Origin of the sequence: Prevotella sp. P5-92 (assembly GCF_002251245.1) — a bacterium.
Lineage (GTDB): Bacteria > Bacteroidota > Bacteroidia > Bacteroidales > Bacteroidaceae > Prevotella.
Window position 1 is genome coordinate 55,132 of sequence record NZ_NPJG01000079.1, and the last position, 18,141, is coordinate 73,272.

The 18,141-nt window shown below is 51.1% G+C and carries 14 protein-coding genes and 1 tRNA gene; 3 read left to right on the forward strand and 12 right to left on the reverse strand.

The features are described from left to right. Positions 1-56 precede the first annotated feature (56 nt). A complete protein-coding gene (locus tag CIK99_RS08310; RefSeq protein ID WP_094381060.1) occupies positions 57-878 on the forward strand; it encodes a DUF3822 family protein in 822 nt (273 codons plus the stop codon). Between the two features lie 67 nt (positions 879-945). Further along, the gene (rsmD, locus tag CIK99_RS08315; RefSeq protein WP_094381061.1) at positions 946-1,503 is read left to right on the forward strand and encodes a 16S rRNA (guanine(966)-N(2))-methyltransferase RsmD; all 558 of its coding nucleotides are present in this window, start codon (positions 946-948) and stop codon (positions 1,501-1,503) included. Here the strand turns inward: rsmD and cls are convergent. From cls to CIK99_RS08365, 10 genes are all read right to left on the reverse strand, one after another. Then, entirely contained in the window at positions 1,469-2,887 is a 1,419-nt protein-coding gene (cls, locus tag CIK99_RS08320; protein ID WP_094381062.1) for a cardiolipin synthase, read from the reverse strand. The two genes, rsmD and cls, sit on opposite strands and share 35 nt — an antisense overlap. Before the next feature lie 10 nt (positions 2,888-2,897). Further along, positions 2,898-4,283, reverse strand: coding sequence for a phosphoglucosamine mutase (glmM, locus tag CIK99_RS08325; protein WP_094381063.1), 1,386 nt, complete (start codon positions 4,281-4,283; stop codon positions 2,898-2,900). Between the two features lie 31 nt (positions 4,284-4,314). Then, positions 4,315-4,938 carry a DUF4827 domain-containing protein gene (locus CIK99_RS08330; RefSeq protein WP_254047758.1) on the reverse strand — a complete coding sequence of 208 codons (624 nt, stop codon included), beginning with the start codon at positions 4,936-4,938 and terminating at the stop codon, positions 4,315-4,317. A gap of 23 nt (positions 4,939-4,961) precedes the next feature. Continuing rightward, positions 4,962-5,993 (reverse strand): bifunctional oligoribonuclease/PAP phosphatase NrnA, encoded by a 1,032-nt coding sequence (locus CIK99_RS08335; protein WP_094381064.1) that lies wholly within the window; start codon positions 5,991-5,993, stop codon positions 4,962-4,964. Between the two features lie 25 nt (positions 5,994-6,018). Next, a complete protein-coding gene (locus CIK99_RS08340) occupies positions 6,019-6,930 on the reverse strand; it encodes a nucleotidyltransferase (RefSeq protein WP_094381065.1) in 912 nt (303 codons plus the stop codon). 102 nt (positions 6,931-7,032) lie between these two features. Next, on the reverse strand, positions 7,033-9,381 hold the full coding sequence (locus CIK99_RS08345; protein ID WP_094381066.1) for a BamA/TamA family outer membrane protein: 2,349 nt from the start codon (positions 9,379-9,381) through the stop codon (positions 7,033-7,035). A 10-nt stretch (positions 9,382-9,391) separates the two neighbouring features. Continuing rightward, positions 9,392-13,975: a translocation/assembly module TamB domain-containing protein gene (locus CIK99_RS08350; protein ID WP_094381067.1), complete on the reverse strand. Its 4,584-nt coding sequence runs from the start codon at positions 13,973-13,975 to the stop codon at positions 9,392-9,394. Between the two features lie 73 nt (positions 13,976-14,048). Next, complete coding sequence (locus CIK99_RS08355; protein ID WP_094381068.1) at positions 14,049-14,723, reverse strand: RluA family pseudouridine synthase; 675 nt, start codon at positions 14,721-14,723, stop codon at positions 14,049-14,051. A gap of 9 nt (positions 14,724-14,732) precedes the next feature. Further along, the gene (fabG, locus tag CIK99_RS08360) at positions 14,733-15,491 is read right to left on the reverse strand and encodes a 3-oxoacyl-[acyl-carrier-protein] reductase (protein ID WP_094381069.1); all 759 of its coding nucleotides are present in this window, start codon (positions 15,489-15,491) and stop codon (positions 14,733-14,735) included. Positions 15,492-15,534: 43 nt separating this feature from the next. Next, positions 15,535-16,128, reverse strand: coding sequence for a TetR/AcrR family transcriptional regulator (locus CIK99_RS08365; RefSeq protein ID WP_094381070.1), 594 nt, complete (start codon positions 16,126-16,128; stop codon positions 15,535-15,537). Positions 16,129-16,333: 205 nt separating this feature from the next. On the opposite strand from CIK99_RS08365, the gene CIK99_RS08370 reads away from it, so the two are divergent. Next, a tRNA-Met gene (locus CIK99_RS08370) sits at positions 16,334-16,406 on the forward strand. 231 nt (positions 16,407-16,637) lie between these two features. Here the strand turns inward: CIK99_RS08370 and CIK99_RS08375 are convergent. Then, the gene (locus CIK99_RS08375; protein ID WP_094381071.1) at positions 16,638-16,817 is read right to left on the reverse strand and encodes a DUF5053 domain-containing protein; all 180 of its coding nucleotides are present in this window, start codon (positions 16,815-16,817) and stop codon (positions 16,638-16,640) included. Beyond that, positions 16,814-17,761 (reverse strand): DUF3857 domain-containing protein, encoded by a 948-nt coding sequence (locus tag CIK99_RS08380; RefSeq protein WP_094381072.1) that lies wholly within the window; start codon positions 17,759-17,761, stop codon positions 16,814-16,816. The genes CIK99_RS08375 and CIK99_RS08380 overlap by 4 nt, the downstream gene beginning before the upstream one ends. Positions 17,762-18,141: the final 380 nt, after the last annotated feature.

The window sequence follows — 18,141 nt, forward strand, 5'->3', positions numbered from 1 at the left end:
CATAGGCATAGGAAAAATGCAAACAGTAGTAAAAAAAATGAAACGAAGAAAACAATATGACTATCATGCAACAAAACGACTCCACAAAGCGCAATAGGCTAATAATACGCACCAGCCGACATTCGCTGACCTTCGCCACACAATGTATCGACGAACCAGAAACGTCGGTGGTAATGCATCCCTTCATCACCAAGGGAACAATGTCCATTGCTGCTAACCTGCGTGAAGCTTTCAGGACAATGGAAATTTTCAGCGCAACATACCATAAGGTGGCTGTCGTCGCCGATACGCCAAAGATAATAATTCCTGTCGATCTGTTTAAAGAAAACGATGCACCGGCATTGTTCTCACATTCTTATTCCACCATCGACAACATGGTAGTGAAGTCGAACATCGTACCCGATCTGAACGTCGCCACCGTCTTCGGATTGACAAAAGACCTGCATACGGTGATCAACGACCGCTACCCTGAAGCCACACTATTCTGCGCCTCGACACCTGTATGGCGATACCTGTTCAAACGCAGTTTCCTTGGTACCAAAGGAAAGGTATATGCCTACTTCCACGACCAGCTTCTAGAAGTGCTAAACTACGGACAAAACAGATTCAGATACAACAACACGTTCGACATTTCCAACGCTCACGACGCTCTCTATTTCATACTGAATGTGTGGAAACAACTGTCGATGAACCAACAGCAAGATGAACTGCATCTCGTGGGCGACATTCCCGAACAGGAATGGTTGGAAAACGAGCTAAAGGGCTATATAGCAAAGGTTTATACCATCAAACCATCATCAGACTTCAACCGCTCTCCAATAGCTCAGATAAAAAGCATGCCATACGACATGATGACGTATCTGATAAAAGGACGATGAACGGTGAGCGTATAATACATAATAATGACGATGAAAGGCGGGTGTAAAACACATTTTTTAAGAAAACATGAGAATAATAACAGGACAATACAAGGGACGACATTTCGATATTCCCCGTTCGTTTAAGGCAAGGCCGACAACCGACTTTGCGAAAGAGAATATCTTCAACGTGCTCAACGCATATATTGACTTTGAGGATGCTATGGCACTCGACCTCTTCTCTGGCACAGGAAGCATATCGCTCGAACTACTGTCAAGAGGTTGTAAAAACGTGGTGAGCGTGGAAGCTGACCGCGACCATTATGCCTTCATAAAACAATGTCTTGCAAAACTCGGCACCGACCGCTGTATCACCATCCGAGGCGACGTGTTCAGGTTTCTGAAAACATGCCACCAACAGTTTGACTTCATCTTCGCCGACCCGCCCTACGCCTTGAAACAACTGAAGGAAATACCCGACATAGTGCTCTCGGGCAATCTGCTCACCGATGATGGAATTTTCGTTTTCGAACATGGCAAGGACTATGACTTCTCGTCGCATCCACACTTTGTGGAGCATCGCAGCTATGGTAGCGTGAACTTCAGCCTGTTTACATCACGGGAGAGAGAAGGCGCACCAGACTGAGCCAAAGGCGCATGAAGAAACGATTGCGGCGGTCGTCAACCTCGTATGGCGTACACAACAGCTGGTCGCACTCAAAGACGCGCCTGAAAGAGTCAGCTGTGCCGCTGTCGTAGAAAAAGACGTTTGCCTCAAAATTGTTTTCAAAGCTGCGGAAGTCGATGTTCGTCGAACCACATGAAGCCAACATGTCGTCAATCACCCAGAGCTTGCTGTGAAGGAACCCGCCATCATACTCCAGCACCTTCACTCCAGCGGCGACCATCTCATCGAGATACGAGCGCGATGCCCAATAGACAAAATGCGAGTCGCAACGTTTGGGCACCATCACCCTGACATCCACGCCCTCAAGGGCAGCCGTCTTTAGCGCCACCGCCACAGGCTCGTTTGGCATGAAATATGGTGTCTCTATATAAATATATCTTTTTGCCCTCAACACTATGCCGAGTATGCCAAGCATAATCTCAGGTTGTGGCGTGACGGGCGTGCTCATGACAACTTGCGCCACACAAGAGTTTGACAAAGCACCGTCTGAAGGCGGATAATATTTGCGGTCGCTTATCAGCGTGCGGTCAACGAAATACCAGTCGAGCAGGAATGCCCGCTGCAAGCCATAGACACCGCCTCCTTTGACTCGCACCATTGTGTCGCGCCAATGACGTCCATCTCTTCCCTGCACATAACGCCTCGCCACATTCATACCTCCTATATATCCCGTTGTGCCGTCCACCACCACAATCTTTCTGTGGTTGCGGTAATTCACCTTGCTCGTGAAACTCCTGAACCTCACTGGCATGAAAGGCCACGCCTCTATGCCTTCGCGCCTCATTCGCTCGAAAAAACGGCGTTTCACTCTCCAACAACCCACATCGTCATACACCAGCCTTATCTCCACGCCCTGCCGGGCTTTGTCGATAAGCATGTCGGCAAGGAGTGTTCCCAACGCATCGTCCTCAAAGATATAGAAGTCCAAATGTATGCTGTGCCTCGCCTTGCCTATGGAATGGAAGAGGTCGAGGAAGAAAGCATGTCCGTCTGTAAACACTTCCACCTCGTTGTCCTTGAAAGGCAAGAAGAAGCCTTGATTGACAAAGAGGTCAATCGTGGTTTTGTATTCATCTGGCACATGAAGGTCACGTTGTTCCACAAACTCAAACATCGCCCTTCGTGTAAGTTGCTGGAGACTACGCTCGCTCATTAGTTTCCCCCGCCGTGTGTTTACTCCGAAAAAGAAATAGAACAATAATCCAACTACGGGTACAAAGTAGATAACCAGCATCCACGCCATGGTCTTGGCAGGCTGCCGGTTATCCATCAATACATGTATTATCGCCACTATGATGACAATTTCGTATAGGGCGAATAACAAAAGATTCAGTCCATACATTTATTTGTTTTTATACCATCTGCTCCACCACCTGCATGATTTCCTTCCCTATAGCGTCAGCCTCTTCTGTTGTGGCGGCTTCGCTATAAACGCGGATGATAGGTTCGGTATTCGACTTGCGAAGGTGGACCCATTTGTCGGCAAAGTCAATCTTCACGCCGTCGATATCGGTAACTTGTTCGTCGGCATACATCGCCTTCACCTTGTCCAATATAGCGTCTATGTCGGTGTCGGGAGTGAGGTCGATACGGTTTTTTGCCATGTAATATTCAGGTAGGGTGGAGCGTAGTTGGGTCAGCGACACTCCACGTTCTGCCAGCAGCGAGAGGAAGAGGGCAATGCCCACAAGGGCATCACGTCCGTAGTGGCTCTCAGGATAGATCACGCCGCCGTTGCCTTCGCCGCCTATCACGGCATCTACGTCCTTCATTTTCGTCGTCACGTTGACCTCGCCTACGGCAGAAGCATGGTAAGTGCCGCCGTGGTGCAGTGTTACGTCGCGCAAGGCGCGTGTCGAACTGAGGTTACTCACGGTGTTACCCGGTGTATGGCTGAGCACGTAGTCAGCCACCGAGACGAGTGTATATTCCTCGCCAAACATTGTTCCGTCTTCGCTGATGAAGGCCAGTCGGTCAACATCTGGATCGACAACAATGCCAAGGTCGTACCCGCCCTCCTTTACCTTATTCATTATATCGTGCAGGTTCTTCTCCAGTGGCTCGGGGTTGTGGGCGAACTGTCCTGTTGGTTCGGCGTTAAGAATGGTGTATTCTACGCCCAGCTTGTCGAGTAGTCGTGGAAGAATGATGCTTCCCACACTATTGATGGCATCCACACACACACGGAAGTGCCTATCTTTGACAGCTTCCACGTTAACCAACTGCAGGGCGAGCACGTCGTCGATATGACACGAGTCGAAATCATCGTCGGCAGTGTAAGAGCCGAGATGATCAACGTCGGCATATTCAAACGCCTCGCGTGCCGCCATGTCGAGCACCTCAGCTCCATCTGCAGCCGTGAGGAATTCGCCGTCGGCATTGAGCAGTTTTAGGGCGTTCCACTGTTTGGGATTATGACTTGCTGTGATGATGATGCCGCCGTCTGCATTATGATGCCTTACTGCCAGTTCGGTTGTAGGAGTGGTGGCCATTCCCAGGTCAACGACGTCAAATCCCATTCCCATGAGTGTTCCGCATACGATGCTCCTCACCATCTCGCCCGAGATACGGGCGTCGCGTCCCACTACCACCTTCGGGTGTCCATCCCCTTCATGTCGCCTTGCGATGAACGAGGCGTAAGCTGAGGTAAACTTGACTATGTCGAGTGGGTTGAGAGTGTCGCCAGCGACGCCGCCAATGGTGCCTCTAATTCCTGATATAGACTTTATTAGTGTCATGATTTTTCCTTTCTAAAATATTGTTTTCGTATTACCTTTCTCTTTGGTAAGTAATTGTGTAGTGGCATGCATAAACGCTCTGCATGGCGTATGACTGCCCCTTGGAGTGCGGTACGATGAGGTTTACCTTTGCTATTTCCTCGTCGGCAGAGGTTTGTCTGCCTACGTTGATGTAAAGCAGCGGCACGAGCCATCCCTCAGGCACCGACGAGTCGTAGTAGCTCTTCATCATGCCCTGAGTGAACGATGCGGTGAGGTTCTGTCCTTTTCTTATGACGTTAAATTTGTCGGGTGATACGCTCGAATATAGATTACCTGTCTGATATACAGTGTCGTTGATGTTATACTCAGCATATCTGCAGAGGATGTTTACCTGCTTGTTTTCTTCGAGTTTGTCTCCGGCTCCCTTTCTCTCTATCTGCATATAGACGCCGCTTTTCTCGAGATAGACATATTCGTTGTTGTCCATCGAGGTCTGTTGTCCCTTCGCCTCAAACGTAGCCTCGTCGATCACCTTAATGCCATTTTTGGCTATGAAGGCCTCGATAGCATCCCTTTCCTTTTCCTTTTTCTCGCCGTATGTCTCGTAGTCGTCGCAGGAAATGCACAAGATCATAGCCATCAGCGTCAGGATTGAAACAAGTGTATTCTTCATTGTGTAAATATATATATATTATATTACAGTTTGTCTTCATAAGCCTTTATGGCCTTTCGTGTAATTTCTATAGCCTCGTTCATAGAGCAAAACAGTTTACCTCCAGATGCGTTTTTGTGTCCTCCGCCGTTGAAGAAGTCGCGTGCCACTTCGTTGGCAGGAAAGTCGTCCACCGATCTGAGCGAGACAAGGATATAGTTGTCGCGTTCGGTGTCTTCACGCAGCGAGATGCTCAGTCTCACTCCCTTTATCTGCAGCGGCATATTCACCACACCTTCGGTGTCGCCCTTCATATAGTGGAATCGTTCGAGGTCGGCACGTGTGAGCGGGAAGAAGGCTGCCTTCCCGTCGGCTGCCATCTCCAGCTTTTCGTAGAGAATATATCCCTGCAGTCGCAGACGGTCTTCGCTGAATGTGTGGAAGACGTTGCGGTATATCTTGTCTTTGTCGATGCCTTTGGACAGCAACAGGCAGATGATGTAGAATATCTCGGGCCTTGTGCTGGCGAACGTGAAACCTCCAGTATCGGTCATCATTCCGCAGTAGCAAGGATCGGCAAATTTCCTGTCGAGGCTTTCGAATAGTCCGAGTTGCCACGCCAGTCTAAAGACGATCTCGCATGTGGAGCAAACACTGGTGAAGGAGATGGTCATAGCTGTTGTCTTCATCGGGTTGAGATGATGATCAATGAGCACCAGCTTTGCGTGTGTGGCTTCGAGGGCTTTCTGCATGTTGTCGGTGCGCGACAATTCGTTGAAGTCGAGACAGAACACCACGTCTGCGTCGGCTATGAGTGCGTCTGCCTCGTCGCTGTGCTTGTCGTATCTCATGATGGTCTCCACTCCTGGCATCCATCTGAGGAAGTCTGGGAACATGTCGGGCACGATGATGCGAGGATTCTTTCCCATTTTTTTCAGGGCTTCAGCCCATGCCAGTGTTGAACCGATGGCGTCACCATCGGGACTGACATGGCAGCAGATAACGATGCTATCTGCTGCCACGATGACTTCCCGGAGCTGTTGTAGCTCCTGTTGTGATAATAAATCTATTTGCATTAATCAGTTGTATATGCCTATGCGATTAGAAAAGATGGTTGGGATAGACGCCTTCATCGACGAGTTGCTGTATGCGCGCCACTGTAGCGTCGCGGTCGGCAGCGTAAGTCACTCCAAACCATTTGCTGGTGGTGTCGAGCACCTGTACGGTAGATGTTCCGTCGTTGATGAGTTTGTTTACCATCAGCGGTATGAAGAACTCGGCCTTGAGGTTCTGCATAGTCTTCGGGTCGGCAAGGAACTCTTTGAAGTAAGCCTCGCTGTGCTCGAAGTAGTCTGGTGTGAATCCCCACATGTTCATCGACACGGGCGTGTTGTCATCTACTGCCACCCATTGTCCTTCCTCGTCCTTGTAACATACGGGTCCTTCGACTCTCATTATCTCTGTGCGTTCCACGACAGTGGTGAGGTTGCCATTCCCGTCTTTCGAGCAGATACCTCTTGCCACGGTGCCGTTTTCAGAGAGAGTGTTGCCAACTCGGAATCCCACCATGGCATACTTGTTGCGGCTACCTTCTGGCAGTTCGGCGAGGAACTTTCCGATGACCTGGAATGCGTCGCGGTTGTAGAAGTCATCGCAGTTGATGACACAGAAGGGCTCTTTGATGATGTCCTTTGCCATCATCACTGCATGGTTAGTGCCCCATGGCTTTACCCTGTCTTCAGGACAAGTGAATCCTTCGGGTAGAGCATCGAGGCTTTGAAAGCAGAGTTCGGCGGGCACGTGTCCCTCATACTTCTTAAGTATTTTTTCGCGGAAGTCTTGTTCAAAATCCTTTCTGATTACGAATACTATCTTGCCGAATCCAGCCTTTACGGCATCGTAGATGGAATAGTCCATGATGGTCTCGCCGTTGGGTCCGAGTCCATCGAGTTGTTTCAAACCGCCGTAACGGCTTCCCATACCGGCAGCTAAGAGTAATAAAGTTGGTTTCATATTGTTGTTTTTATAAATAAATCCGTGTTATCGTTTATCTCGATGCAAAAGTAACAATATTTTTTCAAAAAGCATAGTTTTTGCCGTATTTTTTTTGTTTTTTTAGAACGGATAGCCTATTGCGAAATGCAATGTCTGATTGTCCTTGAAACTGTCGATGTTGTAGAATCCGCCCTTGCCTGTGTCGTAAGGCAGGTGGAGTCCGAGTCCCCAGTCGAGTCTGATGACGAGGAAGTCGAGGTCGTATCTTATGCCTACACCGGTTCCGACGGCTATCTGTCTGAGGAAGCGGTCGAAGCGGAAGATGCCTGGTTCGAAGAAGTCTTTCACGGCTTGTTCCTCACCCATGTTGACGTTATAGTTCCACACGTTGCCAGCGTCGAGGAAGAGAGCCGCCGAGAGGCTTCCGAAGAGGCGTCGCCTGTATTCGAGGTTGGCCACGAGTTTGATGTTTCCGTTGTTGAAGATGTAGTTGTACTGACTGTCGCCGAGATTGGGTGTTCCTCCCGGTCCGATGCCTCTTATGGGGAAGGCACGCAAGCTGTTGGCTCCGCCCACGTAGAATTGTTCGCTGAACGGGATATTGTCGCTGTTGCCGTAGTTGTAGATGATGCCTCCGTTGAAGTGTGCCACGAGTTGGGAGTTGAGGTCGAGTGTCCATGTCTTTGTGACATCGGCCTCAAGTTTGATAAACTGTGCGTAGCTGGTCTTGAAGAGTTTCTTTCCCACTTCATTCCAGTCCTTGCCTGCCGCCACGAGTCCTAACGAGAGTAGGTTACCTGCTTCTGCCACTGTCACTTCCCATGTCAGCGGATGCAGGTGTGATGCGGGGCTGGTGTGTGTGTAAGTGTATCGCATTTGCGGCACAAACATGTCGTCCATCATTCCGAGCAGGTAGGCATTTTCAAGCATCAGCGAGTCGAGGCGCGAAGAGAGGGTCTTGGTATATTGATATTTCACAGTTAGCGGCGAGAACTCGTGCTTGCTTGTTGGTGATGTCTGCCAGCGGTAAGTCCATTCTCCTGAGAGCACATTCATGCGGTAGTAGTCGGGTCGATAGACGGTGTTGGTGGAGAGTTTTGCCATGGTTGACGACTGCGACACGAACTTGCGTCGCACGGGCTTTCCGTTTTTGTCGCGTTTCACCTTAAAGTCGTCGAAGAACGGCGCCACGATGCGTGGGAACTCGAGCGAGATATCGGCACCATACTCGTAGTTGCTGCTCGACTTCCGCTTGTGTGTCTCCCAGGCATAGGAGCCGTGTATGTTGAGGTCGAGTTTCTCTGCTCCTCGGAAGGCGTTGCGTCGTGTCAGACCGGCCTTCACCTCCGGTCCTATTCGTCCTATGGTCTTGTTCTTGATGTTGCCTTCGAAGTACAGGTCGTAGGGGCGGTCGAGCACGAGGTCGAGGGTGAGGTCGAGTGTGTCGCAGACTGCGGCGGTATCGCGCGGTGTGAACTTAAAGTCCACCGCGCTGAAGAGTCCCATTGCGCTTAGCTTTGATGTCGTCTCCTGATAGTCGGAGTAGCTATAAGGCTTGCGGTGCCTCATCTTCATGTTGCGCATCACTACGCGCGGCCTGAGCGGCGGTTTTTTGCCGTTATACTTCATTGAGAAGAAACGGTAGGTAAGACTGTCGGTAAGTGGTTCAGTAAACAAGCGTTGCATATTGATATGGATATTGCCTATATGCCATTTGTGGAGTGCTGCAGACGGCACGTCAGAGGCGAGTTGCAGTCGCAGTGCCGCCTTGTCGGGCTGGGCGATGGTGTCGGCGAGATAGGAAGCGAATCCCGCTTGGTAGTAATAATAACCGTGGTCGCGGAAGAGTGTATAGAGGCGCTGTCGCTCGCTGTCGAGAGCTGGCACGCTGAGCGGTGTTCCTTTCTTCACTTTCGCCTCCGAGACGGTTGCGGCGATAAGGCTGTCGGCTTCGTGTGGGAATCCCATGTATTCAAGTGTGTCAACAGTAAACACTTCTCCCACGTCCACCTTGTATGCTATCTTGCATTTCTTCGGATTTTTCTGCGTGACGTTCTCGTGTGTCACTTTCGAGTGCAAGTAGCCGTGGTTGCGCAGCACAGTTTGTGCCACCGACGCTCTCAGCGCTGGGTTCACCCAGCTCATCAGCACGGGCTGTTTGCCGAAACTTTTCACCATCCACTTGGCAAATCCGCTTTCCTTTCCGCTGAATGCGTCCCAAATCCAGAGTCCGTAGGGGAACGGCGTGCGGTAGTAGGAGCTGCCGAAGAGGGCTCCGTTTGGTGCTGTGGCGAGCGCCGCCTCCACTTCCTCCTGTGTCGTGATGAAGTGGTCAGAGTTTTTGTAGTTTTCGTACTTTATCTCCTTTAGCCCGACGAAGAGCTGGTCGTCGTCGGGTATGTTTCTTGTCGTCGAGCAGCCTGCGAGCGCCACTGCTGCCAAGAGTATTATGATGCCGTTTATTTTCAATGCCTTAACCTTATTTGTTGTTCATTTCTTCTGTGGTCTCTTCTTCGCTGCCAGCGTCTTCATTCTTGTCCTCGCTGATGTCGGCGTCGCCATGCTTCATCTTGGTGTTGTCGGCAGGCACTGACGAGTCGTCGTCCTTGCGGAAGATGTCCCTGAAGTTCTGTATTGTCTTTCTCCACACGAATCCCGCACCGTATTCCTGTGTATATCCGTCGAGCCAGTCGTAGGAGTTGTTGTTGTAGAAGAGGGTGACGTATTTGTTTGCCGTGTCGTCGAGACGGTATTCAAAGGTGACGTTGTCGAAGAACGAGCTGTTTTGCGCCGACTCCACTGACGCTCCCGTCGATACCTTTCCACCGACTGATATTTTCAGTCTGTTGTTCCAGAACCGTTTGGCGAATTGGAACGAGTAGTCGGTATGTATTCCGCCTTGTGCGTTGGTGGTGTTGTCGATGCCGAACGAGAGGTCGAGAGTTCGCAGTGCGCTTCCTGTTATATGGTTTATCTCCGAGTTGAGGAAGGAGCTGAGTGCGCTGTTCATTGAGAACGACTCGGTGTTTCCGTCGGCGAGATACATTCCCGTGGTGAGCATTGTGACGGCGAGTTTTCCTCTCTGTTCCACGCTCATCGCCTGGAGCTCGTTGTGCAGCGTGAGGTCTTCGGGTGCGTCGAGTGTGAACTCGAGTCCCATGTCCTGCAGTGTCTTTGTGATGACGATGCCAGAGATGAACTTCACGCTTCGTCCCACTCCGTTAGTTCCTGTCACCGTGGCCTTTGTCTCTTCCTCGGCGGTGATGTTGAGTTGCGGGTTCATTATGTCGCCGTGGAACTCGAGATAGCTACCGTCTTGTATGGAGAAGGTCTTGAGCGGAATGACGGGTAGCGAGTATTTCATCTTTCCGTTGTTTAGCGTGTATCGTCCATTGAGCATTATGCCATCCACCATATTGTATTGCATGCGCAGCATTCCTCCGCCCATAAGGTCGATATAGTTGGTGTGGTCGGCGTTGAGGTATGCCATGATGTGAGCTCCGTTTGAAACGTAGAGCGACATGTCCATGGTGAAACCGGTGATCTGCGGTCGTACGATCTCGACGGTGGTGGTGTCGCTGAAGTCGCAGAACTTCACGAGTTCGTCGAGGCGGTTGTCGGTGGTGATGGGGCTGTCGCGGAGGATGTAGCCCATGTCGGTCTTTCCGAGCACGTCGAGTTTTCCCCTCATCACGAGATTGTCTATCAGTCCCTTTATCGTTCCGTCGATGTTCACAAATGCCTTTCCGTATGCCACGCTCTTGTTGTTTTCCTTCTCGCCGATGATCTGATAGTCGCGTGCTCTCATCTTCAGGTCAACCATGACGCGTTCGAGGTCGGAAAAGTCCACTTTTCCCATTATGTTGAGCGGGTTGTCGTTATGAGCATAGACGGTAAAGTTCTCGAGCAGGAGCTGGCTGCCCACTATGCGTACAGGGTCGTCGTCGAAGCGCAGTTTCATGCCGTAAGGCACGCTGACGAGTCGCGAGCTGTCAAGATACACCTCTCCGTCCACGACTGGGCTGTCTGTCTTCCCCTTGATGGCGAGTTTTCCCTCGGCATATCCCTCGAAGCCGAAGAGTTGGTCGGGAATGAATCCGTTGACGAGGTCGAGTGGTGTGCGGTTCATCTCAAACACGGCGTCTATTGCCGGCTCGTCGTCGTTGTAATACGTTCCTTTGAGCAGTCCAACTTCGTCGTTGTCTTTCATCAGCCTTGCCTCCACGATATGCGATGCTCCCTCGCCTTGCAGATACACCATTTCGGTGCCGAGATTGCCCATGGCATAGTTCTCGTAGCTCAGTCCCTTTACGTTGAGGTCAGACACCACTGAGAGCCTCTCGCCGTCATCGATCATCACGTGGAAGTCGCCATTGAGTTGTCCGCCGATGCGGGGCATGTACGGCATCACGCTCGACAGTCCTTCGAGGTCGAGGCGATTGACGCTCATGGTGATGTCCTGCAGCATGCCTGGATCGTCGTCCTCTGAGAAGATCTTTATACCTGTGCCGTCGTCGGCGATGAGGTCAATCTTCGTGCTCACCTTGTTGTTGCGCGCGAGGAAGAGGTAGTTGTCTTTGTTGATGTTAAACGACTTGTAGCCAAGCAGTTGGCGGTAAGGTTCGAGTCTTACATAGATGCCACTATCTTGCATTTCCGCATTGACGCCCGCGTCGAGTCCGAGGCGGTTTTTGGCGTCGTAGTAGCGCATGTTTAGTCCAGCCATGTTGCCGTCGAGATATCCGTCCATGACCGAACGGAACACGAACTGCGGATTGCGTTTGTTGTTTTGCACCATGAGGTTGAAGTTCACCCGTTCCTCGTCTTGGCTCACGCAGTAAGTGATCGTGTCTATTCTCACGCTGTCGTACACCATGGAATAGATGTGCCCCTTTCCTTGCACTCCGTCGGCGGGCGATGTGGAGAGGTCGCATGCGAGTGTGGCGAAGTCGATGCCCTTGAAGCGCATGAAGTTTGCCACGGGGTTGTCGTTGCCGCTCAGCACGTGGAGCGTCATCGTGGGCAGGAACTGGCGCAGGAGCTGTTCGTCGATGATTTTCTCCTTCTTGTGTCTTGCCAGCTCGTCGGCCATTTTGTTTATCTGGTTGAGCAGTGTCTCGTAGCCGCCCTTTGCCGTGAAGAGGAATTCGAGGTTGCCGCTGTACGCCTTTGCCCATGTGGTGTCGGGTGTGGTGTTCATGTCGATGACGAGGTCTTCGGGTCTGTACACTTTCTTCTCTGTTCTCACGGTGAAGTCGTTGAGCAATGCCTGCAGCTTATGGTCGCTCTTTAGGTTGGAGGCGATGTCGATATGTGCGCACATGCTTGCGGCGAGCGGTTTCTCGCTTACGCGAAGCAGCTGCATGTCGATCCATCTCAGGTCGGTGCTCAGCGTGGCTTGCAGTCGTTTTGTTGACATCAGCGCGTCGAATGCGATGGTTCCGTCGGCGAGTGCGTTTTCGCTCTCCACGGTTGCGTGTGCCATGCCGCCGGCAATCTTTGCCTTTGCCTTGAGGTTGTCGATGTTGAGATATCCGTAGCCGAACTGTTTCAGTGTGGCTTTGGCGTCGAGCCTTGTGTGTGGAGACAGTATGTCGTAGCCGCGTCCTTTCACGGTCAGCGCCGCGCTGAGCGTCTTCATCGAGTCGCGTGGCATGAAGTGCCTGATGTCGAGGCCTCTCACGTCGATGTCGGCTGCATAAGCCTCAGTTGGCAGGTCTATCTGTCCTTTCAGTTTCATCTGTCCGCGTCCCTCCCGCAGCGTCAGGTCGGCACCGTAGCGCTGTCCCTCGGCGTTGAGCGTGCCTTCAAGGGTCATGCGTGGTATCCTTATCTTCTTCCGAATCGACGGCTGCATCATGGCGTTGACGAAGCTCAAATTGCCAGTGGTGAGCTTCATGTTTGCCTTTGCCCTCATCTTCTCTGGCGAGGCGGGATTGATGGCATAGCCGTCAGCGGCGAGTGTAGCCATGCGCGGCAGGATCATCTTCAGTTCTTCTAACTCAGTGCGCCGCATGTTGCCTTTCACGCAGGTTCTCAGCGTCATGCCCTCGTTGGGCAGTGCCTTGGCGACGGCCTTTGGCATGTCGGCATAACGCAGCATGTCGGCTTTACCCACCTGTGCGTCGAGTCTTATGTCGAATGTTCCGGGATTGGTTTTGTCGAAAGCCGTGAGGTCGATGTTGCACCTGGCGGTCAGCGTCGATGCTGGAGTGGCGAGTGTAGCCACCATTCTCACGTCGGGGTCGGCAAAGGCTATCGAGTCGAGTTTCAGGTTAAGGCTGTCTATGGCGAGATGGTTGTAGTCGATGCCTTTGACGTGTGGCTGCATCATGTCGTCGTATGTCAGCCTCGAATTGCCGAGACTCATATTGCCCACGGAATAGCGTGCCTTTGCGAGGTCGATAGTGGTGTTGGTGATGTCAAGGTGGTTGAGAGTGGCTCCGAGGCGCAGCGAGTCGCCCATGGTGTGAAACATGACAGCAGTGTCATCTACCTTAGCTTTTGCTACGCGTACCACCCAGTTCACCTCGCTCTTGGTGGTGTCGGGCGGCAGTGTGTCGGGCAGCATGGCTATGTCTATCCGTGCGCCGCTGAGGGCGACGAGGTCGATGTCGGCCTCTTCCTTTTCTATCTCTATGCCTCGGCTTCTTAGCCTGATCTGCTCCACGCTGCCTTTCACGCGCATGGCAGCCACCATGCCGTCGGTGTCGAACTTCGCCCCGTCGATATCAAGCCTATCCACCACGACCCTTCCGTCTATCAAGGGCCTGAGCCTCACGTCGGCCACTATCTGGCTGACGTCAGCAATGGTGTCTCGCTGGGTGGCGATGCTGTCGTTAGGTTTGATAAACTTCACGTCGTCGATGCTGAGGTCGAGCGGGAATTTCAGTTCCACGTGTCTCACGCTCACTTCATATCCTGTCGATTCAGACACATAGTCAGCCACCTTCTGTACCACAAAATTCTGTACAGGAGGCAGGTATATAAGTATTGTCAAGACCACGAAGAGTATCACTGGGCTCAACAAGAATATGGTCGTCCACAATAAGAATTTCTTCATATTTGCAAATATTTCTGCAAATGTAGTGCATTTTTCTCAAATAAGAAAAGGTATTGTGGAAAAAAAATAAAAATCAGTCGCTATTTAGTATTTTTTTCCATAAAGGGTCAGAGGGTAGGGGAGCATCGACAGCAATGAGTTGCTTGCTGACGGGATGCAGAAACTCAGTATGACGCGACAGCAGCGAGATGCTTCCGTCGGCGTTGCTGCGCTGCGATCCGTATTTCAGGTCGCCCTTGATTGGGCATCCCATGGCTGCCAACTGGCAGCGTATCTGGTGATGTCGGCCCGTGTGAAGACGTATCTCAAGTATGTGGTATGTGTCGCCCGAGGCTATGAGCCGGTAGTCGAGCACCGCCTTCTTCGAGTCTTTCACCTCGTGATCGTAGGCGTAGCTCTTGTTCTGCTTCTCGTTGCGCACTATCCAACTGACGAGCGTGGCGGCGTCAGCCTTAGGCTTGTTCTTCACTATGGCCCAGTATGTCTTGTGCACCTCGCCCCTGCGGAACATCTCGTTGAGTCGCGACAGTGCTTTCGACGTGCGTGCGAACACCACCGCCCCGCTCACGGGACGGTCGAGGCGATGTACCACCCCGAGGAAGACGTTCCCCGGCTTCTGGTACTTCACCTTGATATAGTCCTTTACAATGTCAGAGAGCGGAGTGTCGCCAGTCTTGTCGCCCTGGACGATCTCTCCGCTTTCCTTGTTTACTACGATAATATGATTATCCTCGTACAGTACTTTCATCAGCGTTTCTTACATGTTCATACCGCCGTCAATCTGTATCACCTGTCCTGACACGTAGCTCGACATGTCGCTGGCGAGGAACAGACAGACGTTGGCAATGTCTTCCACCTGACCGCCCCTGCGCAGAGGTATCTTCTTCATCCAGTCCTTGCGTATCTCCTCGGGCAGCTGTGCTGTCATGGCTGTCTCGATGAAGCCCGGAGCCACTGCGTTGGCACGTACGCCCTTCGGACCCAGCTCCTGTGCGATAGACTTGGCCAAACCTATCATGCCGGCCTTAGAGGCAGAGTAGTTGCACTGGCCTGCATTGCCGTGAACGCCCACCACGCTCGACATGTTGATGATCGAGCCGCCGCGCTGGCGCAGCATGATAGGAGCGCAAGCGTGTATGAAGTTGAATGCCGACTTTAGGTTGACGTTGAGCACAGCATCCCACTGCTGCTCCGACATGCGCAGCATCAGTCCGTCTTTGGTGATGCCAGCGTTGTTCACCAGCACGTCAATGGTGCCGAAGTCTTCCTTGATCTTAGCCACCACGGCCTCGGTCTCCGCGAAGTCGGCGGCGTTTCCTGCATATGCGTTACACTTTACGCCAAGGGCTTCTATTTCCTTGCGTGTAGCCTCGAGTCCGGCAGCCATGTCGTCGTTGAGCACGAGGTCTGTAAAAGCGATGTTTGCTCCTTCCTGAGCAAACTTGATAGCAACGGCCTTACCGATACCGCGCGCTGCACCAGTGATGAGTGCAGTCTTGCCTGATAATAATCCCATTTTTCTTTTATTATATTATTAATAATGTGTAAATACTGTCTTCTCACTTTATGAGGCTTTTGCCAAGGGCACCGTACACCACCTTAGCCACCAGGGGCTTGCTCATCTCCTCGGTCATGCCGTGGCCAAGCCTTCCGTAGATGTATGGCACTTCGAGGCCTTTGATGCAGTAGTGGGTGATGTCGGCCACGAGCTCGATGTTCTCGATGTCAAACTCGCCCTCTTCCTTTCCCTCGTAATACACGCGGCGGAAGAGCTCAATCTCGTCCTCGTCGAAGTTCTTGCGCACCTTTTCCACCATCCATATATTTCTGAAAAACTCGGCGCGGAGGTTGCCGTTGCGCACCACCGTCTCCTTTATCATGCTCAGATGGGTGTAGATGAGCTCGATGATCTTGTCTTGCGGACGTATCTTCTTCGCGGCCACCTCGTCCATCTTGTCTGACAGGCGCTCCAGTTCCGACTCAATCACCGCATAATATACCTCCTCCTTACTTTTAAAATAGGTGTAGAGCGTGCGGCGGCCTTTACCCGACGAGAGAGCGATGTCGTTCATCGTCGTGTTTTCCAAGCCGTTTTTGGCAAACAGCTGCCGGGCTACATCTATGAGTTTCTGTCTTGTCTTCGAAATGGACATTGGCGTTCCTCCTATGTATTTCTTTTATTGCACATATTGATTATCGTGTGCAAAAGTACGGATTATATTTTAAATAAACAAGAAAAATGGCGGAAAAAATGCCTAAAACACACCATTTTACCTACTTTTTTCAAAAAAAACGACTTTTTTCTTGCATAATACAAAAAAAAGTCGTACCTTTGCACCCGCAAATGAGAAATAACACCGCGGAGTGGAGCAGTTGGTAGCTCGCCAGGCTCATAACCTGGAGGTCGCATGTTCGAGTCCTGCCTCCGCAACTAAGTCGCCGCAGCAAGCTGGAAATCAGTTTGCTGCGTTTTTTTGTTAGCAGCTCTTCAAGGTTGCGTTTCGCCTGCTCGGTATTGAGCTCAATGTTTAACAATTAATTATGCAATTTGGGGCTACGCAAGTTCTCCATAGAAAGGATTAGAGAGTAACGTCTTCGGGAAAAAGTAAAGCCCCGATGCCGAAGGCACCGAGGCGTAGGTTGTCAAATCTTCATGCATAAGTCAAAGTCTGTCTGCCGCAAGGTTCACCATTGCCGCAATATCTCTCAATGCGTTGCGGAGCAACTCGCGGTCCATATCGTTGAAATCGTCAGATTTTCCATTGTTCTGTCTGCTGAACTTATGGTATAGCCATGAGCGGCTCTTACCGAAATAGTTTTTGGCAAGATACGCCCAATTCATCTGCCAATCACCAGATGTCGTACAGGGCCCGATGCTTCAGGCTTCACGTCGTAGCGTTTTTCTTTCAGTTGTGTGCGCACGCAGTGGACCTCGCCGCTGGACAGGTTATTGAGATTAATTTCTCCCGCATAGGGCGGAAGGTCGCGGGCTTCGATGGTATAGACGTTGCATACCACTTTTCGCGGCACCTGCTTGTCGTTGTTGGGGCTGACGATATATGTGTTGCCTAAGGCCGTGGATGCCGTCACGTTGCTTATAATGGGCCTGTTGACGTTAAACTGGAGGATGTATGGAATTTCCATCCGGCACTTCGAGTAGAGGACGGGTATGCTCTCTTGCAGCTGCGTGTCGTAGATGTACGTGCCGCGCGAGCTGAACAGCTGGTACTGGCACTCAACGATGTCTCCTGCCTTCACGTCGGGCACGCGTATGTGGCGGATGCTGTAGTGATTGTCTATGCGCTCGTCCTTGATGCACGAAGCAGCCACTCTCTTTTTCTTCACTTTGCCGTCAATGCGCCTCAGCAGTGTCACGTTCATCTCGTAGAACTCGTCGCGAAGATCCATATTCTCATCGTCGCTGAAAGTAATGATGTCGATGGCACCAAAGGCCGTACCGCTATCTTTGAGCACTTTCACGCGCACTTTGACGTCGTAGAGCATACTGATGTTTTCGGGACTGATAAACTTGCTGGTGCCAAAGCTTGCCATAGTGTTGTCGTCGAGCGATCCCTCGCCGCCGCTGCCCAACGCTTCAAAGCCTCCTGAGAGCTTGTACGTCACATCGACAGACTTGTATAGCACCACGGCGTCGGCCTCAGGCGCGAAACTCACACTTTTCAGTTCCCACTCTTCATTGGTGGGTTTGCCGAACTTAGGGTTCTGCGCGAAAGACGACAATGCGATGGCGCAGAATAATGATAATAGAACGAAATGTTGTTTCATGCGGTTTTTTTATTTTAGCGTGTGCAAAGATAGTGTTTTTATTCTTTCGCTCCAAGAAAATCGGCAATAATCATGCTTTCCGAGAGCCATTTTCCCGAAATGTGGACGGATTTTTTTCTCTCACTCGTGTATCCGAATCACGGTGCGCGCTTCCGATTTTCTTTTACGTTTGCAAAGGTACAACATTTTTCTCGATTTTGCAAGTGTTTACTTAATTTCCTTCTTTTCTTTAACATTTTTTATAATACACTATGTGTATTATACTATTTCTAACTACCCCGAAATATTTCTCCAACCACGTAAATATTTTTCCTTAGTTAGAGAGATTTTGTGGGTTTAAAATCAAACTGTAATACTGTAATACTGTATGTTAACAAACC

Bases quoted from the DNA above. Each gene is read 5' to 3' on its own strand.
- CIK99_RS08310 (WP_094381060.1), top strand. From the start codon at position 57: ATGACTATCATGCAACAAAACGACTCCACAAAGCGCAATAGGCTAATA.
- rsmD (WP_094381061.1), top strand. From the start codon at position 946: ATGAGAATAATAACAGGACAATACAAGGGACGACATTTCGATATTCCC.
- cls (WP_094381062.1), bottom strand. From the start codon at position 2,887: ATGTATGGACTGAATCTTTTGTTATTCGCCCTATACGAAATTGTCATC.
- glmM (WP_094381063.1), bottom strand. From the start codon at position 4,283: ATGACACTAATAAAGTCTATATCAGGAATTAGAGGCACCATTGGCGGC.
- CIK99_RS08330 (WP_254047758.1), bottom strand. From the start codon at position 4,938: ATGAAGAATACACTTGTTTCAATCCTGACGCTGATGGCTATGATCTTG.
- CIK99_RS08335 (WP_094381064.1), bottom strand. From the start codon at position 5,993: ATGCAAATAGATTTATTATCACAACAGGAGCTACAACAGCTCCGGGAA.
- CIK99_RS08340 (WP_094381065.1), bottom strand. From the start codon at position 6,930: ATGAAACCAACTTTATTACTCTTAGCTGCCGGTATGGGAAGCCGTTAC.
- CIK99_RS08350 (WP_094381067.1), bottom strand. From the start codon at position 13,975: ATGAAGAAATTCTTATTGTGGACGACCATATTCTTGTTGAGCCCAGTG.
- CIK99_RS08355 (WP_094381068.1), bottom strand. From the start codon at position 14,723: ATGAAAGTACTGTACGAGGATAATCATATTATCGTAGTAAACAAGGAA.
- fabG (WP_094381069.1), bottom strand. From the start codon at position 15,491: ATGGGATTATTATCAGGCAAGACTGCACTCATCACTGGTGCAGCGCGC.
- CIK99_RS08365 (WP_094381070.1), bottom strand. From the start codon at position 16,128: ATGTCCATTTCGAAGACAAGACAGAAACTCATAGATGTAGCCCGGCAG.
- CIK99_RS08375 (WP_094381071.1), bottom strand. From the start codon at position 16,817: ATGAATTGGGCGTATCTTGCCAAAAACTATTTCGGTAAGAGCCGCTCA.
- CIK99_RS08380 (WP_094381072.1), bottom strand. From the start codon at position 17,761: ATGAAACAACATTTCGTTCTATTATCATTATTCTGCGCCATCGCATTG.